Origin of the sequence: Streptomyces rishiriensis, assembly GCF_030815485.1 — a bacterium.
Classification (GTDB): Bacteria; Actinomycetota; Actinomycetes; order Streptomycetales; family Streptomycetaceae; genus Streptomyces; species Streptomyces rishiriensis_A.
Genome location: NZ_JAUSWV010000001.1, coordinates 192,121 through 215,523 on the forward strand (window position 1 = coordinate 192,121; position 23,403 = coordinate 215,523).

The window sequence follows — 23,403 nt, forward strand, 5'->3', positions numbered from 1 at the left end:
GAACCTCCACGCTGTTCCCTGCTCGCTGGGCGGCCTTCACCGGTCCGCGTTCGCGCGCAAACCCTGGCGAAGGCAGCCGACGATAGGGGTGGGAGTCCAGTGCGCAGCGGTCGCGCGACTCCTGCCGGCCGGCGTGCGGGTCAGTGGCGGCTGCCGCGGTGGTGGGCCCAGGAGTAGTCGTCGACGAAGCGGCCGTGGTCGTCGCGCAGGGTCGCGGTGTCGCGCTCGTTGTCCCAGACATAGGTGCGGCGGTTCTGGTAGAGGTCGCCTCGGGTGTCATGGCCCTCGCCGGTGTGGACGCGGACTGTGGAGCGGGGGGCCAGGCGGTAGTGGTGGAAGGTGTAGGTGTGGCCGTCCTCATCGGCGAGGGTCCAGCCGTCGAGGTTGACCGCGTGGCGGGTGGGGTTGGTCAGCTGCACCCGCTCCTTGTTCAGCGAGCGAGTGGAACGGTCGTCGCGCCCCGGGGAGTCGTACTGCACCGCCGAGATATCCACCGTGGGGCGCTGGGAACGTGTGTGGTCGGCCGCGGCGGCCGGCAACACCGACACCGAGGCCAGGGCACCAGCGGCCAGTGCGGCGGCGGCCAGACGGCGGGCGGTGACAGACGCGGACACGGAAGTCCCCCTGATGGAGCGAGCGCGCTCCCCCGTGCGGGAGCCGCGACGGCTGCCGCACGGGGACGCGAAGGTGGTGACGGCCGGACTGCCGTCTTTCGTTCCGGGCTACCGCACGGGTCAGTGGTGGCCGCTGCGGCGGTGGCCCCAGGACTGGTCGTCGACGAAGCGGCCGTGGTCGTTGCGCAGGGTGGCGGTGTCGTGGTCGTTGTTCCACACGTAGGCGCGGCGGTCCTGGTAGAGGTCGGTGCGGGTGTCGCGTCCCTCACCGGTGTGGATCCTGACCGTGGCGCGGCCGGCCAGGCGGTAGTGGTCGAAGGTGTACGTGTGGCCGGACTCGTCCTTCAAGGTCCAGCCGTCCAGGTTCATGGCATTGCGGGTGGTGTTGGTCAGCTCCACCCACTCGCTGTTCAGCGACCGGTTGGAGCGGGTGTCACGCCCCGGGGAGTCGTACTGCACCTTCGAAATCTCCACCACCGGGCGGCTGGGACGGGCGTGATCGGCGGCCGTCGCCGGCAGCGCCGCCACCGAGACTAGAGCACCAGCAGCGAGAGCGGCAGCGGCCAGACGACGGGCGGTAACAGAAGCAGAAGCGGACAAGGAAGTCCCCCAGATGGTGCGGGCACCCTTCCAGATGAGGCCTTATCGGCCGCCGTGGAAGTCGGTGCGGTGTGCGGGTGGCGACCGGGCCGGCCGCGCACCCACACTCTGTCCACCGTGTGAGGGAGTTGGGATGGAAACATGGGCTGTGTTACCTGTTGCCCGTATTTCTGTGACTCTTGAGTGCATCGTCCATTTATGCCAGTGGCGTCATGTTGACGGCTGGATGGATCCCACAGCCCTTGCAGCAGCTGGTTTTCCCCCGAGATCGTCACCGTGGCCCGGCCGGCCATCACCCGAAAGTGAGTAACAGCGTGCGCCCTCATGGCAGCTGGGCATGGGAGCAGAATTTGTGCCGCCTGCGGCCAGCGCCGTGTCAGCTTTTCGTCGGGATGCGCGCGCGATCTCGCGCGCCAGGCGGTCCGCGTCCCGCGCGGCCGCTCCGCCTTCCTCAGCGGCTGTGCGCAGCACTCTGACCAGCTCATACGCCTCGTCAAGCGTCAGCAGGCGCAACCGCTCGGTGTCGTGCTCCATGGGCGCGAAGCCGATCTCATCGAGGTCAAGGTGTTCGTAACCGTCCATGATCAAGGCAACGTCACAGACCGTTGGCAGGACACGGCCGGACAAGGCCTGCGGCCCCGGCCTGCCGTAGGTAGAGCCCACCCATTCCCGGGCTGCGTACTCGGCCGGCGGCGGCGCTTGCGGACCCGCGGCTGCCAGCGCTGCGGCACCGCCTCATCGACCTTCGACGCGCCTTGGGCGGTGGGTGCTTGCGGACGCCGCGCCGGTAGCGGTTGACGGAGTCGGCGGTGACACCGATCTCCGCCGCCACGGCTTTCGCACTGCCCAACTGGCGGATCAGCAAGCTGATCCGGGCCTTCAGCGTCCTGGGACGCTCCTGAGTGAACGACACGCGAGGGAGGTGGTAGCTGCTCGGCGAACCGCTGCAGCCCCCGGGCCTACGGCCTGCCAGCTCTCCCCCAAGGCGACGGGCCGGTCGGCCCGAGATGCTCGAGTAGGCTGCGCTGGCCATGGATACGCATGCCGACCCCGAGCAGCCACGGCACGACGCGATCGGTATCGGTCCGCCGATCCGACAGCTCTTCCGAGACGTCATCGCCGACCGCCTGCCGGGCCACAGTCCGCCTCAGGCGGCGATGTTGTTCGGCGCCGAGATCGCCCCCTGCTGGGACGACCGGAGCTTCCTCGGCGACTTCTACAACGAGATCCTCCACCAGGACACCTGCCAGCCCGCCACCGCTGACGGCCTCGTCCTGCTCGCGGCCCTCGCCGTCGACGAACGGATCCCCGCCCGACATCGATTCCAAACAGTCAACTTGCTGTTCAGGGCTGCCACCGTCGCCGAGCGTCACCTCGCCGAGACCTGGCCCGCCATCCCGCCACACGCCGATCTCGACAGCGAGGCGCGGGCCCGCAGCACGGTCCAGGACCGCACTCCAGCTCTACTGACCCGCTGGTCGGCCGAATGCCCTGCGGTTGGCTGGCCCTCGCCAGCCTCGCCGTCGTCTTCCCGACGGCCCGCACCCTGCCCGCCCTGAGACCGCGCCTGCAGACCTTCACGAACCAGCACCCCAGGGCACCGACATCGGCGACTACGTGCGGTTCGTCCTCGTGCTGGCATCCCAGGACGAGGACCGAATTCTCGCGGTCACAGAAGAACTCACCGACGCCTACTGGACGGGAACCGTGCGTGGAGTGCCCACACGTGCACGAGCCCTCCACCTCCTCGGCCAGATGTTGACCAAGGTGGAAACCGGACTCACCCGGCCACGCGCCGGGCAGTGACGCCCACAGGCACGACGAGGCGACGCACCGCGCATCGCTCGCGCTGCAATGTCTCGTGAACATTCACTGGCCTCAAGGTTCGCGGCTGCTGCCCAAACCGGCGGACAAAACGCTGCCCCTGGAAGTGAACGAAGCCAGGCGTGCGAGCGAGGGCGGGACCGCCCGCCTGGCCTCCTGTGCTGTCCGGGCAACCGCGATCGTCAGAACGCTCCGGCTCGAGCAGCGGTGTGGCGGAGGCGTTCACGAGCCCACTCCCCCGCATCTTCGCTCGGCTGCAGATGCGGGGGTGCCTTGTGATGTTAGGGGCAGGTCTCTTCGAACTTGACGGCGGTGAATTCGACGGGCTGCCCGCTCAACGCCGCACCCGCAGACGGGTTCTGCGTGCAGACCTTCCAGTTCGACTCGACCAGCACCCACCGGCCATCCGGAAGGGCGTCCTTCACGGTGATGGACGTACCGGAGTCGAGCGCGGCACGAGCCGCCTTCGCCGACTTGCCGGCGAAGTTCGGCATCTTGCCGCCTTCTGCGACCAGGGGCTTTTGCTCTTTTGCCGGGCATGCCTCAGCCAGCTTTACGGCGCCGAAGTCCAGTTGTGTATTCGTGGGCTTGGTGGCGCCGGCCTTCACGTTCTGGCTGCACACCTTCCAGTTCCGGTCGAATGCCTGCATCCGGTCCCGGCCGAGCGCGTCATGCGAGGTGAGCCTATAGAAGCCGGCCTCTTGTGCCGTGTCCTGGGCAGACTGCAGGCCCATCCCTGCGAAGTTGGGAACGGTCGCCTTCTTGTCCTCCTCAGGCACGACCTTGTTGCCGCTTGCCTGCTTCCCGTCTTCATCCGTGGCCGTCTTCGCCGTGGCGGTCTTCGTGACGGTGACAGTGGGCCGCGGCCCGGCTTCGCCGCTGGCGCTGGTCCTTTCCTGGTCGCTGCCGGAGGATCCGATCCCGACCCCGAGGAGAAAGATGACTAGCGCCGCCGGGATGACGATCCGCTTGCGCGCCCACCCCGGCTTGCCGCCCGACTGTCCGGCCGGGGATCCGATGAACGGCGGCTGGACAGGCGGCGGCTGGTTGTACGACATGTGTCCCCCATAGATCAGTTAAGGCCAGATGACCGTAAGGGACGAGATGTGCCGTCAGGACCTTTCTGAGAGGGAAGTGATGCAACTGTGACGGAAATATGAACATTGAACAACAGGGCTTTCGCCGCCACCCATAGTCGCTCGTCACCTTCCTTGGCTGTTACCGCCTTGGCAGGAAGGCAGCCGGTCCGTAGACGCCGCACGGGATGTGCGGTTCGCCCTGGTCCGAACTCTCCTGCCTCACGGACCCGGTGGCGTCCACCCTCCAGCGCATCAGCTGTCGCTCCGGGCTGGTGCCGCCTCAAGACGATGTGATCGCCTCACTCGAAGGAATCGCCCGCGAGTCCCGAGTCGTTGACGACAGGGTGCCGCTACAGCGATAGGGGCGCGTCGACGTACACGGGACAACCCTCATGGCGTCGCCACCGCTACACTCGGCCCCCGCCGTCTCGGCTCGCCCCACGACGACCAGTACTTCGACGCCGCCCGCAGACTAGACGTCGACCACCTCGTAGCCAACGACCAGGGACACCGACCTCGCTGATCTCGGTCTCAGGAAGCTCCAACCCCTCCCGAGCGATAGGGACCCGCGGACTGGCTGCCGGTCGAAGATTTCTGCTGCGAGTAGGCCACCACGTGAGCAGCGACCAAGCTGCGCTGCAGCTGTCGGCGGACCCGGCCGAACGCGACACCCTGCCCCACCCGGCTCTGGGAGAACGCGTGGGAGGAGTTCATGCCCTTCCTCCGATTCGACACCGAGATCCGCCGCAATCGTCTGCGCCACCAACGCGATCGAGGAAGGCGGCCTGACCCTTACCCGGTTCATCGTGGAAGCCGCGGCCGGTGAGCGGGTCCCGTTCCAGCGGGGCGGCCACCGCGGTTAGCTCCCCGCTCAGCAATGGCAGCAGTACCTCGAGGCGAACGGGCCCGCACTGGACGAGAGGGAGCGCCAGCCATCCGTACGACAGGGGGACCGGCGCGACAGGTGCACCGAGGACCGTCCGGCTTCAGAGGTGCGGGCTGAACCGAAGCAGAGACGTGGCAGCCGCGCGATCGTCCTTGAGTCCCGCCCCCGGGAAACCGAGACCGCCAGGGTTCCGGTCGACGCGTCGGGTCAAGCGATCCCACTCTGCCGCTTCGGCTGCGGTCAGCCCGCAAGCCTTCAAGGACCCGAAGGGCTACCCGAACACTTCTCGTGCCGCAGGAAGCATGAGGCGTGATCTATCGGCCACCGCTGACCGCCCTCGCTGCGTCACCTGATGCCAGAGCCCCCTGCCCCGTTCGGGTGGCGGGATGTCATGTTTCCGCCTGACATGTCAGTCTCCGGTGCCACAGGACGACGCCTACCGATCCTCGGCGCGAGGCTGAATACAAGGTCCGCGAGAGGAGCGGTGCGGGCGGCCACCCGGACAGGTGGCCGCCTGCCCGCGCGCTGTCACAAGCTGAGGTAGAAGCGCACGGTCGTGCCGTCGTCGCCGGTGTGCACGCGCACCAGGTCGGCCACGTAGTGGGCCAGCATCAGGCCCCGGCCGCCCAGCTGGCCGCGCTCCGGCGGGCGGCGGCCGGCCAGCGGATCGGCCAGCCGGCCCGTATCGCGGACCCCACACACCAGCTGCCCCTGCGCGGCCGCCGGGCAGCACACGGGCACGACATGCCGGTCCCGCCGAACGCACCACCGCCGCCCGCGTTCGGCGCACCACAGCAGGTCTGGGAGGATGGCCGGCAACCGTCCGTACCGGGTCGAGAACCTGCGGGCGGCGAGAGGCGGGCGGGTACGGGCAGCGGGCGGGAGAGCACAGCGGTGCGGCACATGCCGGAGTACCCGGAGTACCTCGCCGCGGTCGTGTTCGCCGCGGGCGGCGTCGTCAACGCCCTGCTGGCACCGCACCGGTTCTCCACCGCCGTCCTGTTCTGCCTCGCGGTGACCTCTGCCGGACTCGCCGTGGCCAGTCGAAGTGCGGCAGCCCACCCGACCATCGCCACCGTCCTCGCCATCGCCGCCCTGCTCCTGGCGCTCGCGCTGGGCCTGCTGCTGCTGGTCGACGGCGTCCTCCTGGTCCAGCGCTACGGACCGCAGGCAGCCCTGCTGGCGACCGGGGCCGCCGGCTGCGCGGTGCTGGCGGTGCTCGGCCTCGACGCGGTCTTCCACGCGATCGGCGGCGAGACGTTCGGTGCCCTCGTGGTCGCGGTGAACGCGGCTGCGGGATACCTCACTCTGCTCTTCCTCGTCTTCGCCGGCTACGTGTTCGTCCGGGGCCGTAGCACCCCCCTACCGGAAACCACCCATGTCGTCGTCCTGGGCGCCGGGCTCGACGGCGACCGGCCCGGCCCGCTGCTGACCCGCAGGCTGGAGTGCGCCCTCGCGATCGAGGCCGCCCGCACACCGGGCATGCCTCGTGTGGTGTTCGTCGTCTCGGGCGGCCAAGGCGACGACGAGGTCCGCTCCGAGGCGGACGCGATGGCCGACTATCTGCGCGGACGCGGAGTTTCCGCCGACCGGATCGTGCGGGAAGACCGCTCCGTCAACACCGGGCAGAACCTCCGCTTCAGCGCGGCCCTCGTGGACGGCACCACTCACGGCCACCGTGCCACGGTGGTCACCAGCGGCTTCCACGTCTACCGCACGACTTTGCTGGCCCGCCGCGTCGGCGTGCCCGTGCACGTCGTGGGCGCGCCGACCTCCCCCGCCTACTGGGTGGCCGCGACACTGCGCGAATTCGCCGCCATCCTGTGGCTGGACCGCCTCCCCCTGGTCGGACTCAGCCTGCTGCTGGCAGTGCCGGTGGCGACGGCAGTCTTCGAGCACTGAAGCGCCCGCGCCCCGGTCAGGCGCTGGCCCAGTAGTTCGCCGCCGTCGAGGTCCGTCCGCTGCCAGCGTGAGTGCTACGTCCGCGCTGCTGTCCGGAATACTCGGTCCATGCCGCTCATCCGTGACATCGCCCAGGCCGACTACTCGGTGGTGGAGGAGTTGCTTAACTCGAACGATCTGGGAGATGGCAGATTTTACGACCCCGAGGGCTTGGACGTCATTGTGGCCGAACTCCACGGATCCGTCGTCGGGGTCGCCGAGTTCCAGATTCACTGCGACTTCGGACACGATGAAGGCCGGGAGGCTCATCCTGGCGAGCAGACGTTCGTCTTGACCATGGCCGTCGCTGATACCGATCGTCGCAGCGGGGTCGGCCGAGCGCTTCTCACCGAGATCGCCCGCCGGGCCCAGGAAGCCGGCCACACATTCCTGGCCCTGGCCCCCCAGGACGGCGACGATGCGACCAGCCGACAGGCCTTCTTCCAGGCGTGCGGGCTCACGCTCTACGGATCCGACAAACCAGGTGCGGCATGGGGCTGCCCGGTCTCAAAAATCCTCGATGCGGACGCGACCAACTCCCGACCTCTCCCCCACCAGACGTCGCCGTCGCATTGACGCTGGCACGGGCGCGGCGGCTCCGCCGACGCACAACCGGCTGAGCGCCCGCCCCGATTCCCTCGCCCGCCGCCCGGGACCTGTCCCACCCACCCACTTCTCTTTCCTCCTGCTGTGGGCGTGGACTCGGGGGCGTAGAGGGGATGTCGGCTCCCGACCGCGGCCTAACCAGCGTGGTGACCGGTGATCACCCTGACGGTTTCCGCGACGGTCGGACTGGCTCTGCATGCAGTCGCAGTTCCCGCCATCCGGATCCAGATCCGCCGGTGAATCCCGGATGGCCGCAGTCCACGGACTGCGGCCATCCGGCCGTTCCCCTACCCGCCCAAGCGCAGAGCGCGCTGCCCAGATCATGGCTTAGCCGCCTGGCCAATGCCCTCTGGGACACGGGCCAAGCGGCGGGTCGGGTGGTTCGAAGGGTCTACTTGAAGGACCGCAGACGCAGGCTGTTGGTGACGACGAAAACCGACGAGAACGCCATCGCGGCACCGGCGATCATCGGGTTGAGCATGCCGGCGGCGGCGAGCGGCAGGGCCACGACGTTGTACCCGAAGGCCCAGAAGAGGTTGCCCTTGATGGTGGCCAGGGTCTTGCGGGACAGACGGATAGCGTCCGCCGCCACCCGCAGGTCGCCCCTTACGAGGGTCAGGTCGCCCGCTTCGATCGCCGCGTCCGTGCCGGTCCCCATGGCCAGGCCCAGGTCGGCGGTGGCGAGGGCGGCCGCGTCGTTGACGCCGTCGCCGACCATGGCGACCGTCCGGCCCTCGGCCTGCAGCCGCTTGACGACGTCGACCTTGTCTTGAGGCAGGACCTCGGCGATGACTTCGTCGATGCCGACGGCGCGGGCGACCGACTCGGCTACGCGTTGGTTGTCGCCGGTCAGCAGAACCGGCTTCAGACCCAGTCGGCGCAGCTGGGTCACCGCCTCGGCACTGGTCTCCTTCACTGCGTCGGCGACGGTGAGGACACCGCGCGCCTCGCCGTCCCAGGCGACGGCGACGGCCGTACGCCCCTCGGCCTCCGCCGCGGCCTTAGCTTCGGCCAGTTCACGGGGCAGCTCGATGATCCACTCCTTGAGGAGCTTCTCGCGGCCGACGAGTACGGCGTGCCCGTCGACGACGCCCTGGACGCCGAGTCCGGCGATGTTCTCGAAGTTCTCCGGCACGGGCAGGCTTCCTGCCTGCTGTACGGCGCCGGCCGCGATGGCCTGGGCGATCGGGTGCTCGGAGGCGTACTCGAGCGCGCCCGCCAGACGCAGCAGGTCGTCTCTTTCTACGCCCGGTGCGGTGAACACGTCCTGCATCTGCATCCGTCCGGTGGTGACCGTGCCGGTCTTGTCGAGGACGACCGTGTCGACGCGGCGCGTGGACTCCAGCACCTCGGGGCCCTTGATGAGGATGCCGAGCTGGGCGCCCCGCCCCGTGCCGACCATGAGGGCGGTGGGTGTGGCGAGCCCGAGCGCGCACGGGCAGGCGATGATCAGGACGGCCACGGCGGCCGTGAAGGCGGCGGCCACGTCACCAGTGACGGCCAGCCAGCCCCCGAGAGTGGCGGCGGCGATCAGCAGGACCGCGGGGACGAAGATTCCGGAGATCCGGTCGGCGAGGCGCTGCACATCGGTCTTGCCGTTCTGGGCGTCCTCGACGAGCCTCGCCATCCGCGCGAGCTGGGTGTCGGCACCGACGCGTGTGGCCTCGACGACGAGCCGCCCGCCGACGTTGACGGTCGCACCGGTCACGGCGTCCCCGACGCCCACGTCGACCGGGACGGACTCGCCGGTCAGCATGGAGGCGTCCACCGCCGACGCGCCCTCGACGACGGTCCCGTCGGTCGCGATCTTCTCGCCCGGCCGTACGACGAAGCGGTCGCCGATAGCCAACTGCGCGACGGGGATGCTTACCTCCTTGCCGCCCCGCAGTACCGTCACGTCTTTCGCGCCCAGTTCCAGCAACGCCCGCAGCGCCGCACCCGCCTTGCGCTTCGACTTCGCCTCCATGAAGCGTCCGGCGAGGATGAAGCTGGTCACCCCGGCCGCGGCCTCCAGGTAGACGGAGGAGGAGCCGTCCGAACGGGAGATGGTGAATTCGAAGCCGTGCCGCATGCCCGGCATGCCGGCGTGGCCGAAGAGCAGCGCCCACAGCGACCAGCCCAGGGCGGCAAGCGTGCCGATGGACACGAGCGTGTCCATGGTCGCGGCTCCGTGCCGGGCGTTCGTCCACGCGGCCCGGTGGAACGGATAGGCGCCCCAGACGACGACCGGAGCGGCGAGCGTCAGCGACAGCCACTGCCAGTTGTCGAACTGCAAGGCCGGGACCATCGCCATCAGAACGACGGGAACTGAGAGCACGAGCGACACGGACAGGCGCTTGCGCAGGGAGAGCAGTTCCCGGTCCGCGGCGGGCGGCCCTGCCCGGACCTCGCCTTCCTCGCCGGCCGGCGGAGTTGAGGGCGGCGGCTCGGCCGTATAGCCGGTCTTCTCGACGGTGGCGATGAGGTCGGCGATCTCAGTCCCGCCCCCGTACGCGACCTTCGCCTTCTTCGTGGCGAAGTTGACGGTCGCCGTCACCCCGTCCATACGGTTGAGCTTCTTCTCGATGCGGGCCGCGCACGAGGCGCAGGTCATGCCACCTATGGAGAGCTCGGCCTCGGAGGCGGGCGCCGGCTGGGGCGCCTGACGGGGACGTGTCTTCTCGGGAACCGTGCTGGTCATGGAGATTCTCCTGGGGAAGGCCGGGACGTACGGCGTCCGTATCAGCGGAGCGGCACGTCCCGGCTGAGAGGAAAACGCGTGGTCCGGGGCTTGTGGCCCCGGACGGGCTCACGCCGCGCCGACGAGCTCGTAGCCCGCCTCGTCGACAGCGGCGCGGACGGCCTCCTGGTCGAGCGGAGCGGCAGAGGTAACCGTGACCTCACCGGTCTTGGCGACGGCCGTGACCGCGGTGACGCCGTCCAGCTCGGATATCTCCTGCGAGACCGCGCCCTCGCAGTGCCCGCAGGTCATGCCGGACACCTTGTAGACGGTGGTGACAGCGCCGGCCTGGGTGTCGGTTGCCGCGCTGGAGTGGCACGAACCGTCGGTGGAGCAGCAGGAGCCGGAGTTCTTCTGGTCGCTCATGACTATTCATCCTCGGAAGTCGATGCGTGGACGACGCGTTTGGGGGAGCTCATCCCCGCTCCTCCCGAACGCATCAACAATATACCCCCCGGGGGTATTTCCGGGCTGCGGGTGTGCCCATGATTTGCCCGACGCCAGCACGTGCTACTGAGCGCGGCCGACCGCCCTGACCTCGACCAGGACCGACGGATACAAGATGTCTTGGACCCGGCCGAGTCCGGTCCAACCCCCGAACGGACGACGGCCCGTCCTTCCAGCCCGCCCCAGTCGCTGCCCGCCGACGTACCGCGCAGAGTGGGGAAGGGTGCAGCCGGACCGAAGGATCACGGGCTGCCGAGAGCAAGGAGCGAGCAGCGCATGACCACCCAGGAAGTAATGGCGGACCACTTCCCCACCGCCGAAGAGGCCCAGATCGCCGCCTCGAGGTGGGCGCCTGGCCAGATCATCGACAGCGAGGAGCTCGGGCTGCGCCTGAGCCGGATGATGGCGGCGGAACTGCCCGCTGGACCGGCCGGGTTCTTCCCCATGCCCACCCCACCCGGCTCTGTCATGCCTTCCGGGCCGGCGAGGGTGGGAGAAGCCGCGCTGGCCATGGCCGCAGGCACGCAGTCCATGCCGGCGGCGATGCCAGTGGAGCGGCCGTTCCCTGATCACCCAGCTCGTGCGGGCATCGCAGCGGATCCGCAAGGATCACCGGCAGCTGACCGACACCGAGCAGGACCTGTTCAACGACGCCCTGCGACAGGCCCGTGGCCCTCAGGAGTACAAGGAACTCGTGGACTCCCACAAGGACATGAGCCATCGACACCACGGAACCATGCCCAGGATGCCGTCGGAGTCCATCCAGCGTTTCCTGCCCTGGCACCGCGCCTACGGCCTCAAGTTCGAGGACCTGCTGCGCACCGTCCACCCCGCCGTCACGGTTCCCTACTGGGACTAAGAGGTCCTAACAAAGGCGTTGGACGTGGCGGTGTGTGATGAGGCAGGTGGCGAGGCCGAGGAAGGCTTCGTGGATGTCGTTGCGTCGTTCCCAGCGGATCCGCAAGCGGCGGAAGCCGTGAAGCCAGGCGATCGTGCGCTCGACCACGTAACGGAAGATGCCCAGGCCGGAGCCGTGTTCCGTGCCTCGTTCAGCGATCACCGGACGGATGCCGCGGGCCCAGAGCAGGCGCCGGTACTTGTCGTGGTCGTAGCCGCGGTCGGCGAGGAGCGCGTCGGGGCGGTGTCGGGGCCGGCCAACGACGCCGGCCACGGCGGGAATCTTGTCGAGCAGGGGCAGCAACTGCGTGACGTCGTTGCGGTTGCCGCCGGTCAGGGACACCGCGAGTGGGATGCCCTGGCCGTCGGTGAGGACGTGGTGCTTGCTGCCCGGCCGTGCGCGGTCGACCGGGCTGGGTCCGCTTTTGGGCCCCGCCGGGCTGCCCTGACGTGGGAGGAGTCGATCACCGCCCGCGACCAGTCCAGCTTGTTCGCTGCCCGCAGCTTCTTCAGCAGTACCAGGTGCAGTTCGTCCCAGACTCCGGCCTGGTTCCAGGCGGCAAGGCGACGCCAGCAGGTCATGCCCGAGCCGAAGCCCAGTTCCTGGGGTAGGTACTCCCACTGGATGCCGGTGTGCAGCACGAACAGGATCCCGCACAACGCCTGCCGGTCCGGGACTCTAGGTCGCCCCTCCACCAGCTTCGGACCCGGCACGGGCAGCAACGGCTCGATGAGCGACCACAGTTCATCCGACACAATCCAAGGCCGCGACTGTCGTTTCCCCACGACCAGACCAACGACCACCGAAGCCGAAAGTCACATGATCAACAACTTCTGTTAGGACCTCTAAGCCGATGACCACGCCCGTCCCGACTGGGTGCGGCAACCCTCCGGCGTGAACCGTCCGACGCCCGGTATCAGGCCGAACGGAAACGCCGACGCCGGCCCTTCAGACCCAGCCGACCATCGACGGCCTCCCGCAGCGCCCCACCTTCACGGCTTTCACCTATGGACGCGTGATGGGCGGCAGCATCAGAATCGATGGCGTGGAAATTACCGCCCACAACAACGTGCACGACTGGTGCCAGGGAACCCTGGGCAACCCGATGATCTCGGCGGAGGACCCGATCTTCTTCATGCTGCACGCCAACGTGGACCGTACCTGGGACCAGTGGCAGCTGACACACACCGGCAGCCCCAACATCACCGGCGACGACGCCGGACTGGACCCCTGGTGGACGCAGACGGCCGGCGGACTGACGGCCGACGGTGCCAAGGACATCACGGTCCTGGGCTACTCCTACCAATAACTGCGGCCGGGGCAGAAGCTCGCGATCAACACGTCTGTGCAGGCTGTGTGCCGAGGGGGCCACGCGTCACTCGCTGCGCCAGGCAGATGTGCCCATTGAAGACCGTGGCCGCTGCCATGGCGTAGCTGGTGTTCGCCGCCCTCGGCTATCCGCAGTCCAACCGCAATCGCGCCCCGGTCCTCTGCTGCGGTCGCGCAGCCCGGGATTCAGCCTCGGGCGTACGAGCGTGGTCATACCGGGCGGCCCGCCGTGACCAGCCACGACGTGCTGAGCAGCTGGACTGTGCCGTCCCCCACCTCCTGGGCGCGCAGATGGTCCGCCAGGGTGCGACAGGCGCGGGATCGCGTGGCCGCGTCGGCCTGCTCCATCAGATGGCGGCCGGGGCCGGTGCCCAGCAGGAACGCCGCCGCGTCCTCGGCTCCGTGCCCCCATGTCCCGTACGCCTGCACCTGGTGGATGCTGATGCCGGTGAATCCGGCCGCGGCGAGCACTTCGCGGATGCGGTCCGGGGCGGCAAGGGAGAACATGCCGGGCAGACCCGGCCGTCCGAAGTCGCCGACGGGCAGGAAGTCGCGCAGCGACGCGATCGCCGCAACCCAGCCGTTGAGCGTGGCATCGGCCGGGCAGACGAACGCCAGTTGGCCGCCGGGCCGCAGTGCCCGGGCGACGTTACCAAAGGCTGCTGCCGGGTCGGCGAAGAACATCACCCCATAGCGGCTGACCGCTGCGTCGAACGAGCCCTCCTCGAAGGGGTACACCTGGGTGTCGCCTTGCACGAAGGAGGCGTTGGTGATGCCCTCCCGCTCGGCGCGGGCCCGCGCCTCGGCCAGCATCGGGCCGGACAGATCGAGGCCGAGCGCGTGCCCTTGGGGCGCTCTGCGCGCGGCGAGGTGCGTGGTCTGCCCGGAGCCGCAACCAAGGTCGAGGACCCGATGGTCCCCGGTGATCCCGGCGGCATCGAGCAGTGGCTCGTTGAAGCCCTCGTTCACAGCGTTCCAGCGGTCCTGGTTGCGGGCCCAGTGGGAGCCTTCCGGCCCGTTCCATGCCTGTGCCTGCTCGGTGTTGACAACGTCCGGCACGGGGCCTCCTGTGGTGAACGACGGGTAATGGGCATGCGCCCAAACAGTATGGGCGCATGCCCAAACTGGCAATCCCCGCTACTCTCCACTGAGTTGCGGCCCTTGTGGGCGGCGGCACCAGAACGGAAGGAAGGCCCATGTCACCGCGCGGAGTGGCGACGCCGGACGTACGCGAGCGGCTGTTCGCGGCGGCCGAGCGCGTCGTGGAGAGGGACGGGCCCGGCGCGCTCACCAGCCGGGCCATCACCACCGAGGCGGGCTGCGCCAAGGGGCTGCTGCATGCGCACTTCGCGGGGCTCGATGAGTTTGTGGCCGAGCTCTGCCTTGACCGGTTCGCACGGACGGCGGCGAAGGCGCAGGCGCTGTCGCAGCTCACCGGGCAGGGCACGGTGGCGCGGAACCTCAACACCGTCGCCCTCGCGCTGTTCGACTCCGCCGGCCCGTCTCTCTCGGGCCTGGCCATGAGCCGGCCCGCCACCACGCAGCGAATCCGCGAGGCCCTGGAAGGCGGAGCGCCCGGCCTCACCGCGATCGAGGAGGCCATCAGCACCTATCTGGCGGCCGAACAGAGGCTCGGCAGGGTGGCGGAGACCGTCAACCCGAGCACCGTGGCCCTCGCCATCGTCGGCACCGCCCACCACCTCCTTATGACCAGTTGGCCGGGCACACCTGACCCACGGCCCGCCATGACGCGCCTGGTGGCCACACTGGTGGACGGCTAAGGACTGCCCCGTTGTCCTCATCGGAGCCATAGCCGGATCGCGGCGAGGCGACGGCGCCGAGGACGACATACGCTCGCTGCCCCCATCGGACGGACTTGAGTTGGCGAATCTGCGGGACGGTAGTTGGCAACCGGGTAACAGGAATCATGATGTTCATTCCAGGAATGCGGATGGGCCGCAGGAGCTTGCCATCCCGGGCATCAGATACCGGCCGGGGGTATTGTGGGGGCGGCTGCGTCACGCAGGCGCGCCCCAGATGACGTGGAAGGGAACCAGTGGTGGCAGGCACTGGACAGGCGCGCAGGCGGGGCATCGCCCGGCTGCTGGCGCTTTGCGCGGTCCTGCTCGGTCTGTTCCTCATGCACGGCTCACCGGCTACCGCCTCAGAAGGCTGCCACGGTGCGATGCCGGCCGCCGCTCCGATGCCCGAAGGCCATGACTCGGCCGCAATGACCTCCACGCTCCCTGCAGTGGTGATGTCTGCGACTTCAGCGATGGCTCTGCATCCCGGCGCGGAGCACATGTCCGGCACGTCGGCCATGGACGGGACGATGTGCGTCTCGACCCCCGCGCGGCACCGCATGTCGCTGCCGTTGGGCGGCCTGGTGGCCGTGGTCGCGGTCCTGGCGGCCAGTTCGGTCGCGGGCCGTCCTGTGGCGCTGGGCCGGACGGGGCGGCGCGGGCCGCCGCCACCGGGCGGGCGGATTCTGCTGCTGCAGGTGTGTGTCGCGCGGACGTGACAGGACCGTGCCGGCCCCGGCCCCCCCCGGGCCGGCGACGTCGTCCTGCTCGTACCCGCGCGCCAGGGGCGTGGTGCGCCCACCCGGAAAGACCACCTTCATGTTCACTTCTCGTCCCACCGTCCGCCGTCGTGCCCTCGCGGCGGCCGGCACCGCGGCCGCGCTCGCGCTGACCCTGGCCGCCTGCGGTTCCTCAGACGACTCCTCGATGCCGGGCATGGACCACGGCGCCAAGCCGTCCACGTCCGCCTCGGCGAGCACCTCACCGTCGACGGGCGACATGCCTGGCATGGATCACATGGCCAAGGGCAACGGCCTGTCCGACACCAAGGACGGCTACCGCCTCACCAGCCAGGACGCCACCCTCCCCGCGGGCAAGCAGGCCGCCTACCGGTTCGCGGTGACCGTACCGGACGGCAAGCCCGTCACCGGCTTCGCCGTCGACCAGACCAAGCGCATGCACTTTTACGCCATCCGCTCGGACCTGACCGGCTTCCAGCACATTCACCCGGCCATGGCCGCCGACGGAGCCTGGACCGCCGACCTGGCCGCCCTCGCTCCCGGCTCGTGGCGCATGTTCGCCTCCTTCAACCCCGACAGCGGATCCGGCAAGGGCAACGACTTCGTCCTCAGCCGCACCGTCACCGTCCCCGGCACGGCGACGAAGACCCCGCTGCCGGCAGCAGCCACCTCCGTCGACATCGACGGATACACCGTCACCCTCAAGGGCGAGCCGATGGCCGGAATGGCACACCCGCTGACCGTCACCGTCACCAAGGACGGCAAGCCCGTCACCGACCTCCAGCCCTACCTGGACACCTACGCCCACCTCACCGCCTTCCACGAAGGCGACACCGCCTTCGCCCACCTGCACCCCACCACGAAGGTCAACGGCGACCACGGCGGCCCCGACCTGTCCTTCCACGCCGAACTGCCCACGTCCGGGAACTGGCGGCTGTTCCTGCAGTTCCAGACCGGCGGCAAGCTCCACACCGCCGCGCTGACGTTGAACGTCGGCTGAACCCCCTGCGGGGCGCCGCCTACCCGGCGGCGCCCCGCGCCCGCCCGCCACGCGGCACCGCCCAGGTGCGAGGCATCGGTGCGTCCCAGGCCGTGCTCCTCTCGGAAGGCTTCCCGGAGCGGCGAAAATGAACATGTTGCGCCCTGTGGTCAGACACAGGAGCACCAGGATCACGATGGCCACCGTTGACAGCTGCGACTCCACCCGGGGGTGGAGTCCGGTTTCCATCCGCAGGCCGATCACTGCGGGTGCCGCGCGGAGGTACCACTGACTCATGAGCCTTACGCTGCCGCTGGTCCTGCCCAGCCCGGACGGCAAACCGCTGCCGCCCGACGACACAGCACGGGCGTTCCGTTCCTTCGCCCGTGATCTGGCTGCCGGTCGGCGCCAGTGGACCGCCGCGGAAGCCCACTTTCTCGGCGGCCTGTTCGACCAGCTCGCCGCTGGCTGGGACACCACCCAAGCCACCGGCCGCGACGAACCGCTGCGCGATGCCCTCACCCGCGGCGGGCCCCTGCCCTACGGCCCCTGCCTGGAAGTCGGCTCCGGAACAGGCCAGTTCAGCGCGCTCCTGGCCTCCGCCTTCCCAGCCGTGATCAGCTTGGATCTGTCCGAGCAGATGCTCCGCCAGGCCGCCGGACGCTCCCCGGCCCGCGTCCACGCCGATGCCAGCAGCCTGCCCTTGCCCGACGCGTCAATCGCCGCCGTCGCCGCCATCGACATGCTTCTCTTCCCCGCCGAGACCGCCCGTGTCCTGGCTCCGGACGGCGTGCTGCTGTGGATCAACCAACTCGGCCAGGACGGACCGCTGTACCTCCCGGCGGACGACGTCGCCGCAGCCCTGCCCGGCCAGTGGCACGCCACCGATGCCGCCGCGGGCTGGGGAAGCTGGGCCGTCCTGCGACGCACCCACTGACCGGGCGGGCGCAGCTCGCCTGTGCGCTGGTGCTCAGTGGGCGTGCCGCCGGTGGTGGTGCGCGTGCTGCTCCGCCTCGGCCGCTTCTTCATCGGCCTCCCTGGCTACTGGCGGCCTCGGCCACCGGTCCTCAGGGGCCTCGCCGTCCGGTCGCGGCCCTACACGTCGTCAAGGCCCGAGGCCGCTGGAGTGTAGGGCCACGGCCGCGTTTGACAGGTCTCTGGCAGGCCTTCATGATTTCACTAATGTAGTAGCTAATTGGTGGTGAGTCGTGCAGTTCCGTATCGACAGGCGAAGCGCGGTTCCCGCGTACCAGCAGATCGTTCAGCAGACCAAGGACGCTCTGCGGTTGGGCGTTCTGGTGCCGGGGGACCGGCTGCCTACTGCCAAGGAGGTCGCCGAATTCTCCGCGGTCAACCCGAACACCACGCTCAAGGCGTACCGGGAGCTGGAACGTGAAGGGCTGGTGGAACCTCGGCCTGGGCTAGGGACCTTCGTGCTGCAGTCACTGGCCCGGCCACAAGCGGCCGCGGACTCCCCGCTGCGCGGAGATCTGGAGACGTGGATGGAGCGGGCACACGAGGCGGGCTTGGAGCGGGAGGACGTCGCCGCACTGGTCGCCTCGGTTTTGGAGGAGCGGTATGCCGGGACCACGGCTGCCGCGCGAACAGCGGAAACATCGAGGGGAAAAAATGACTAGCTCCATGGACGCCGCGGGCCCGGCGCAGGAGTCGGCGATTGAGGCGTACCGAGTGGGCATGGAGTACCGGCGGGGGTGGGCCCTGCGGGATTGCTCGTTCCGGCTGCCGGCCGGGCGGATATGCGGTCTGGTAGGTCCCAATGGGGCGGGCAAGACCACGTTGCTGGCGATCACCGCCAATCTGCTGAAGCCGACGGACGGCACGCTCAAGGTGTTCGGCATGGCACCGGAGTCCGCTGAGGCCGGACGGCGTACCGCGTTCCTCGCTCAGGAGAAGCCACTGTTTCGCCGCTTCACCGTGGCCGAGACACTGCGTCTGGGCCGCGAGCTGAACCCCGGCTGGGACCAGCGAGCGGCCGAGAACATCGTCCGGTCGGGCAATGTGCCGATAAACGCGAAAATCGGGACGCTCTCCGGAGGACAGCGCACCCGGGTCGCTTTCGCTCTTGCTTTCGGCAAGCGCCCCGACCTGTTGCTGCTCGACGAGCCGATGTCCGATCTCGACCCTCTGGTGCGTCACGAGCTCATGGGCACGCTATTGGCCGAGGCCGCCGAACGCGGCACCACTGTGCTGATGTCCTCCCATATGCTCACCGAGCTGGAGAACGTCTGCGACTTCCTTCTGGTCATCTCCTCGGGCGGCCTGCGCATGGCTGGCGATGTGGACGAACTGCGCAGCGCTCACGTCCTGTTGCAGGGCGCACGGAGCAACGACGGTGAGCCACGGATCCCGGCGGAGCTCGCGGGCCACACGATGGTCGAATACCGCACCAGCGGACGTCAGGCCACCGCGCTCATACGCCCCGACGGCCCGGTCACCGGCCAGTGGCAGGCTGACACCCCGACTCTGGAAGAACTCTTGCTCGCCTACCTGCGATCCCCCGATGCACCACCTCTGATCAGCCCTGAAGCCCATGCCCCGGGCAAGCCCTACGGTTTCGGCGGTTCGGACGCGGTGGCGGCATGAACATCATGACCAACGTTGCCGGACCCGACAAAGCGACTGGATCCCCGCAGTCAGCTGCCCGTGGCCCTCGACTCAGCGGCGTAACGTGGCTCATCTGGCGTCAGCACAGGGCTGCTTACTGGACCCTTTTCGCTGCCACCGCCATCTCGGTAGCGTGGATCGCCCACCAGCGCACCGGCCTGATAGACCACCTGACCGCTCACGGCTGGCCTCGCACGGCACCCGAACAGTGGCTCGACGGAATCGACCCGTACGCCGAAGCAATCGACAAGGTCACCTTCGGTCTGGGCTTCGTCCCCGTCCTCCTCGGCGTCTTCCTCGGCGCTCCGCTGCTCGCGGGCGACCTGGAAAACGGCACCGCCAAACTTGTCGCCTCCCAGTCCGTCAGCCGCGTCCGCTGGCTGGCCACCAAGCTCGGGATCACCGCACTGGTGGTCGTTGTGTGTACGGCGGCGCTCTCCGTCGCCTTCGGCTGGTGGTGGAAGCCCGTGAGGAAAGAGGTCAACGTTCTGGAGTGGAGTAGCGGCGCCGCATTCGACAACAGCGGCCCCGTGCCCATCGCGCTCACGCTGTTCACGGTCGCGGGCGGCGTGGCGATCGGCATGCTCGTGCGCCGGACCTTGCTCGCCATGGTGGTCACCTGCGGCTTCGCAGTGGCCGTGCAGGGCGCGTGGGCCTACTTCCGGCTCGATCTCGGACAGGTCGTCACGGTGACCACGGGCAAGGGCATCGGAGCGGACGCGTTCCCGGCTACTCCCCATGCCGCGTACCAGGTCGACCAGTCGTACATCACAGGTTCAGGTCAGACCCTCCCTTGGAGTACCTGCGCGCATGAGGCGTCCGAGAAGGCCGCCGACGCATGCGTGAAGAAGGCCGACATCGTGGGCTGGTCGGTGGACTACCTGCCGATCTCGCAGATGAGCAGCATGCAGTGGCTGGGCGCCTCGATCCTGTTCGTCCTGACGGCCGCCATCGCGATGTTCATTTTCCTGTGGGGCCGCAAGCGGCTTGTCTGACGTCCGCAGGCCCGTCCCGCCTGGCCGTCTTCCACTGCCCGGTTTCCGCGATCGCCGCGGAGACAGGTAGGGACGGGCTCGAGTGCCACTGACTTTGCCGTGGCGTGCAGCGCGCGACGCCTGCGCGCTACGGGTCACGAGGTAGGGCCGCCTGTCGCCGGCGGGAGGGCGGTGTGCACGCCGTCCGCAAGAAGCCCCGCCGGCCGGTGAGCCAGAGGTCAGCCTCGCTGTTCCCGTTGTTCGGGCGGTCCTACGGCCGCCCGAACAGCCATGTGGGGTGATAGCTGTCAGCAGTCCTGGGGCGTCATGGGCGGCATCGTCTCGGTGGATGTGCGGGTGATGAGTTCGATGGGGTGGTGGCGTTCGGTGGGGGCTTGGGCGGTGCCGGTGAGGAGGTCGGTGAGGAGTTCGACGGCTTGGTGGCCGTAGGGCTGGGGGCGGAGGTTGATGGCGGTGACGGGGGGTGTGCACAGGGTGAGGGCGGGGGAGTCGACGCAGGCGGCGAGGAGGATGTCGCGGCCGATGGTGCGGCCGAGGTTTTGCAGGGTGTGGTGGGCGATCTGGGCGGTGCCGTCGGGTCCGCAGATGAGTGCGTCGGTGTCGGGCCGGCGGGTGAGCATGTCGGTGACGAGGGTGCTGGTGGCGGCGGTGGGGGCGTCGGTGGCGACGGCGCCGATGTGGGGGGTGATGTCGTGCTGGTGGCACCAGTCCTCATAGGTGCGGCGGATGAGGACGGCCCAGTCGGACTGGAAGTCGTCGTCGGTGCCGATGAAGGCGGGGGCGGTGGCGCCGGCCCGGGCGAGGTGGTCCATCAGCTCCCGCATCGCGGCACCGTGATCAGCATGCAACAACCCCGCCGGCGTGGAGCCCGTTGTCTGGAACTGGCCGACGCAGACCAGTGGCAGAGATACGCGGGCGAGGGCGGTGGCGACGGGGTCGGTGGGCATGGGGTCGATGAGGATGATGCCGTCGGCGCGGATCTGGGGGGTGCCGGTGGTGCGGTCGCCGGGCGCGAGGAGGGTGAGGTCCAGGCCGTGGTCCTGGGCCCGGCGGGCCGCGGCGAAGGCGAACTCCATGTAGAAGGTCAGGCCCATCGCACGCTGCGGGATGTGCAGAGCGATGGTGCCGGTGCGGGCGCTGCGCAGATGACGGGCGGCGGCATTGGGCACGTACCCCAGCTCCCCGGCCGCCTCCACGATGCGTCGGCGGGTCCCCTCCGACACCCGCCCCGACCCCGACAACGCATCCGAAGCGGTGGTCTTGGAGACATTGGCACGCCGGGCGACATCGACGATCGTGGCCGAGCGGGCTGGGGACACCGGCTCGTTCATATGCAGCTCCACTCGAAGGGCAAAATCTGCAAACACTTGCCGGAACGTTCCGGCCACCCTTAGATTACTGATGCCGGAACGTTCCGGCCACTTGCGGCCCCATTCTTCACCTAACCTGCCGGTCCGCATTGTGCCGAACCGCCCTGCAAAGGACATCTCAGCATGACTGTTCCAACGGGCAGGGCGGCCGCCCACTTGCCCAGCCTGTTCCGGTACCGCGTACTGTGCGGCCTACTGGTGGCGACCGACTCGGTCATCACCCTCTTTCCCCCGCTGTATTGGAACGTTGACGGGCCGGCAGCCGCACTCATCTACGTGATAGGCGGCAGCGCGCTGGTTGCCGCCTCGATCCCAGCCCTTTACCTCCTCGGCGCCCGCTGCGGCCGTGACCGGTGGGAGTCGATGTGAACGTTCTTGTGGGAGGCGGCGTGCTGGCCGTCTTCGTCGCCGGGCTCGCCGCGGTCCTGGAGCGCAGCAGAAGGGCTGCCGATCTGGACGAGTACACGCTGGCAAGCCGTTCCTTCGGCGCTTGGTACCAGACCATGTCGTTCCTCAACACCTGGATACCGGGCACGGTCTTCATCACGTTCGCAGGGATGGCAGCCTCGGCAGGTGTCATCGGCTTCTACTGGGTGCCTTACAGCCTGCTGACCCTGGTGCTGATGTATCTCATGGCGCATACCGTCCACGCCTGGGGAAAACGGTGGGAACTGCGCACGCAGGCGGATCTGCTCGGCATGAGGTACGGCTCTGCGGCGGTCCGCGTGGTCGCTGCGCTCATCGGAGTGGTTGCGTCGTTCCCATGGATCGTCCTGGGCATGCAGTCGCTCGGGCTGGTGTTCTCCTACCTGTCCTTCGGACATCTCTCGCCGCGCCAGGCTGTCGTGATCGGTATCGTCTTCCTGCTGCTGCGCCAGGCGTGGACGGTACGGATGGGCATGCGCGGCATCGTGGTGAGCGACGTCTACCAGGGCATCTTCGCCTACGGGCTCGGTGGGGTGCTGGTCTGCGGCCTGATCGTCTCCCTGATACGCGGTGGCCACGGCCTGGACGCGCTGCCGTCCAGCCATTTCCTCCTTCCGGGGCCGGGAAGCCCGGAGGGAGCGCTGTATCTCATGTCGCTGATCCTGACGGGTGCGCTGGGCAGCTGGTGCTGGCCCGACATGTTCGTGCGGCTGTTCACCGCACGCAGCGTGCAGGTCATCAAGAAGTCGGCCGTCCAGGCGACTCCCTGGCTTCTGGCGTTCGCCGTGGCTCTGTCGCTGCTGGCCATGCTGGGCGGCTCGCTGCCCGCAGTCGCCCAGGCCCCCGCCGAGGTCTTCTTTCTGATCGCCTCGCGCGGCGGACCGTTCGTCCTGGCCTTGGCCTGCGTGGTCGTTCTCGCGGCGACGATGGGCAACGTCGACTCCAATTTCCAGGCCCTCGGCGTGCAGGTCAGCCAGAACCTTCTGCCGGGCCACCGCGACCCGTCCGCTCAAGTCCGGGCGGCGAAGGCCTGTGTGCTTGTCCTGACCCTGCTGGCTTCCGCAACCGCCGCTCTCACGCTGGACACCACGACAGGCCTGGCCAGTCTGGCCATCGTGTCCTACCAGGGCATCTGCCAGCTGGCACCGGCCCTGTACCTCGGCATGGCATGGCGACGCGGCAACGCGGCCGGTGCCCTGGGCGGCATGGTCGCCGGCTTTGGCACCGCGGCAGCCCTGCAACTGGCGTACCCCACGTCCGTTCCATGGCTGGCAGGTCTGACTTCCGGTGTGGCCGGGCTGGTGGTCAACACCATGGTCTATCTGTTGGCCGCCTTCCTCCTTCCCCACAGGGACGAGGAAGCGGCCCGGCTGAGGACGCTGTTCGCGGCCCGTGCCGCAAAGTCTCAGCCCGCCGGGCTTGTCGGGGCGGCTCTGGAGACGGACCGCTCATGATCAGGGACGCGCAGCGGCCTGCTTCCCTGTGCCGGCGTACTCCGCACCCTCATCGGCCACTGTCCGGTC

The 23,403-nt window shown here is 69.0% G+C and carries 23 protein-coding genes and 3 pseudogenes; 15 read left to right on the forward strand and 11 right to left on the reverse strand.

Annotated elements, in window-relative coordinates; translation table 11 throughout:
• Nucleotides 1-140: 140 nt before the first annotated feature.
• The 3 genes from QF030_RS00990 to QF030_RS01000 form a co-directional block, all read right to left on the reverse strand.
• Nucleotides 141-614, reverse strand: coding sequence for a lamin tail domain-containing protein (locus QF030_RS00990; protein ID WP_307160724.1), 474 nt, complete (start codon nt 612-614; stop codon nt 141-143).
• A 120-nt stretch (nt 615-734) separates the two neighbouring features.
• Nucleotides 735-1,214 (reverse strand): lamin tail domain-containing protein, encoded by a 480-nt coding sequence (locus QF030_RS00995; RefSeq protein ID WP_307160725.1) that lies wholly within the window; start codon nt 1,212-1,214, stop codon nt 735-737.
• A gap of 210 nt (nt 1,215-1,424) precedes the next feature.
• Entirely contained in the window at nt 1,425-1,796 is a 372-nt protein-coding gene (locus tag QF030_RS01000) for a DUF6417 family protein (protein ID WP_307160726.1), read from the reverse strand.
• A 449-nt stretch (nt 1,797-2,245) separates the two neighbouring features.
• On the opposite strand from QF030_RS01000, the gene QF030_RS01005 reads away from it, so the two are divergent.
• A complete protein-coding gene (locus QF030_RS01005) occupies nt 2,246-2,773 on the forward strand; it encodes a hypothetical protein (RefSeq protein WP_307160727.1) in 528 nt (175 codons plus the stop codon).
• A 546-nt stretch (nt 2,774-3,319) separates the two neighbouring features.
• Here the strand turns inward: QF030_RS01005 and QF030_RS01010 are convergent.
• Nucleotides 3,320-4,096 carry a hypothetical protein gene (locus QF030_RS01010; protein WP_307160728.1) on the reverse strand — a complete coding sequence of 259 codons (777 nt, stop codon included), beginning with the start codon at nt 4,094-4,096 and terminating at the stop codon, nt 3,320-3,322.
• Between the two features lie 703 nt (nt 4,097-4,799).
• Here QF030_RS01010 and QF030_RS01015 point away from each other — a divergent pair.
• Nucleotides 4,800-4,893 (forward strand): annotated as a pseudogene (locus tag QF030_RS01015) (transposase); the annotation flags it as partial.
• Nucleotides 4,894-5,531: 638 nt separating this feature from the next.
• Here the strand turns inward: QF030_RS01015 and QF030_RS01020 are convergent.
• Nucleotides 5,532-5,723, reverse strand: a pseudogene (locus tag QF030_RS01020) (ATP-binding protein); the annotation flags it as partial.
• Between the two features lie 183 nt (nt 5,724-5,906).
• Between QF030_RS01020 and QF030_RS01025 the strand changes: the two are divergent.
• Both QF030_RS01025 and QF030_RS01030 read left to right on the forward strand, forming a co-directional pair.
• A complete protein-coding gene (locus tag QF030_RS01025) occupies nt 5,907-6,905 on the forward strand; it encodes a YdcF family protein (protein WP_307160729.1) in 999 nt (332 codons plus the stop codon).
• Nucleotides 6,906-7,013: 108 nt separating this feature from the next.
• Nucleotides 7,014-7,520 carry a GNAT family N-acetyltransferase gene (locus QF030_RS01030; protein ID WP_307160730.1) on the forward strand — a complete coding sequence of 169 codons (507 nt, stop codon included), beginning with the start codon at nt 7,014-7,016 and terminating at the stop codon, nt 7,518-7,520.
• Between the two features lie 421 nt (nt 7,521-7,941).
• Here QF030_RS01030 and QF030_RS01035 read toward each other — a convergent pair whose 3' ends face one another.
• The 3 genes from QF030_RS01035 to QF030_RS01045 form a co-directional block, all read right to left on the reverse strand.
• Nucleotides 7,942-10,230: a heavy metal translocating P-type ATPase gene (locus QF030_RS01035; RefSeq protein ID WP_307160731.1), complete on the reverse strand. Its 2,289-nt coding sequence runs from the start codon at nt 10,228-10,230 to the stop codon at nt 7,942-7,944.
• A gap of 108 nt (nt 10,231-10,338) precedes the next feature.
• Nucleotides 10,339-10,635, reverse strand: coding sequence for a heavy-metal-associated domain-containing protein (locus tag QF030_RS01040; RefSeq protein ID WP_307160732.1), 297 nt, complete (start codon nt 10,633-10,635; stop codon nt 10,339-10,341).
• Nucleotides 10,636-10,958: 323 nt separating this feature from the next.
• Nucleotides 10,959-11,186, reverse strand: a complete 228-nt coding sequence (locus QF030_RS01045) for a hypothetical protein (protein WP_307160733.1) — start codon at nt 11,184-11,186, stop codon at nt 10,959-10,961.
• A 110-nt stretch (nt 11,187-11,296) separates the two neighbouring features.
• On the opposite strand from QF030_RS01045, the gene QF030_RS01050 reads away from it, so the two are divergent.
• Nucleotides 11,297-11,575, forward strand: coding sequence for a tyrosinase family protein (locus QF030_RS01050; protein WP_307160734.1), 279 nt, complete (start codon nt 11,297-11,299; stop codon nt 11,573-11,575).
• Between the two features lie 6 nt (nt 11,576-11,581).
• Here the strand turns inward: QF030_RS01050 and QF030_RS01055 are convergent.
• Nucleotides 11,582-12,417: pseudogene (locus tag QF030_RS01055) on the reverse strand (IS5 family transposase).
• A gap of 161 nt (nt 12,418-12,578) precedes the next feature.
• Between QF030_RS01055 and QF030_RS01060 the strand changes: the two are divergent.
• Nucleotides 12,579-12,923 carry a tyrosinase family protein gene (locus QF030_RS01060; RefSeq protein ID WP_307160942.1) on the forward strand — a complete coding sequence of 115 codons (345 nt, stop codon included), beginning with the start codon at nt 12,579-12,581 and terminating at the stop codon, nt 12,921-12,923.
• Nucleotides 12,924-13,153: 230 nt separating this feature from the next.
• Here QF030_RS01060 and QF030_RS01065 read toward each other — a convergent pair whose 3' ends face one another.
• Entirely contained in the window at nt 13,154-14,002 is an 849-nt protein-coding gene (locus QF030_RS01065; RefSeq protein ID WP_307160735.1) for a class I SAM-dependent methyltransferase, read from the reverse strand.
• A 137-nt stretch (nt 14,003-14,139) separates the two neighbouring features.
• Between QF030_RS01065 and QF030_RS01070 the strand changes: the two genes are divergently transcribed.
• The 7 genes from QF030_RS01070 (at nt 14,140) to QF030_RS01100 (ending at nt 20,084) form a co-directional block, all read left to right on the forward strand.
• Nucleotides 14,140-14,724, forward strand: a complete 585-nt coding sequence (locus tag QF030_RS01070; RefSeq protein WP_307160736.1) for a TetR/AcrR family transcriptional regulator — start codon at nt 14,140-14,142, stop codon at nt 14,722-14,724.
• 494 nt (nt 14,725-15,218) lie between these two features.
• Nucleotides 15,219-15,464, forward strand: a complete 246-nt coding sequence (locus tag QF030_RS01075) for a hypothetical protein (protein ID WP_307160737.1) — start codon at nt 15,219-15,221, stop codon at nt 15,462-15,464.
• A gap of 100 nt (nt 15,465-15,564) precedes the next feature.
• Nucleotides 15,565-16,485 carry a hypothetical protein gene (locus QF030_RS01080; RefSeq protein ID WP_307160738.1) on the forward strand — a complete coding sequence of 307 codons (921 nt, stop codon included), beginning with the start codon at nt 15,565-15,567 and terminating at the stop codon, nt 16,483-16,485.
• A gap of 274 nt (nt 16,486-16,759) precedes the next feature.
• Entirely contained in the window at nt 16,760-17,401 is a 642-nt protein-coding gene (locus QF030_RS01085; protein ID WP_307160739.1) for a class I SAM-dependent methyltransferase, read from the forward strand.
• Between the two features lie 271 nt (nt 17,402-17,672).
• Nucleotides 17,673-18,101 (forward strand): GntR family transcriptional regulator, encoded by a 429-nt coding sequence (locus QF030_RS01090; RefSeq protein WP_307160740.1) that lies wholly within the window; start codon nt 17,673-17,675, stop codon nt 18,099-18,101.
• Nucleotides 18,094-19,068: an ABC transporter ATP-binding protein gene (locus QF030_RS01095; RefSeq protein ID WP_373428710.1), complete on the forward strand. Its 975-nt coding sequence runs from the start codon at nt 18,094-18,096 to the stop codon at nt 19,066-19,068. The genes QF030_RS01090 and QF030_RS01095 overlap by 8 nt, the downstream gene beginning before the upstream one ends.
• Entirely contained in the window at nt 19,065-20,084 is a 1,020-nt protein-coding gene (locus tag QF030_RS01100) for an ABC transporter (RefSeq protein WP_307160742.1), read from the forward strand. Before QF030_RS01095 ends, QF030_RS01100 begins: the two co-directional genes overlap by 4 nt.
• Before the next feature lie 287 nt (nt 20,085-20,371).
• On the opposite strand, the gene QF030_RS01105 is transcribed toward QF030_RS01100, so the two are convergent.
• Nucleotides 20,372-21,415: a LacI family DNA-binding transcriptional regulator gene (locus QF030_RS01105; RefSeq protein ID WP_307160743.1), complete on the reverse strand. Its 1,044-nt coding sequence runs from the start codon at nt 21,413-21,415 to the stop codon at nt 20,372-20,374.
• 162 nt (nt 21,416-21,577) lie between these two features.
• On the opposite strand from QF030_RS01105, the gene QF030_RS01110 reads away from it, so the two are divergent.
• Together QF030_RS01110 and QF030_RS01115 are read left to right on the forward strand one after the other, a co-directional pair.
• Complete coding sequence (locus QF030_RS01110) at nt 21,578-21,823, forward strand: hypothetical protein (protein ID WP_307160744.1); 246 nt, start codon at nt 21,578-21,580, stop codon at nt 21,821-21,823.
• On the forward strand, nt 21,820-23,334 hold the full coding sequence (locus QF030_RS01115; RefSeq protein WP_307160745.1) for a sodium:solute symporter family protein: 1,515 nt from the start codon (nt 21,820-21,822) through the stop codon (nt 23,332-23,334). The genes QF030_RS01110 and QF030_RS01115 overlap by 4 nt, the downstream gene beginning before the upstream one ends.
• The last annotated feature ends 69 nt before the right edge of the window (nt 23,335-23,403 follow it).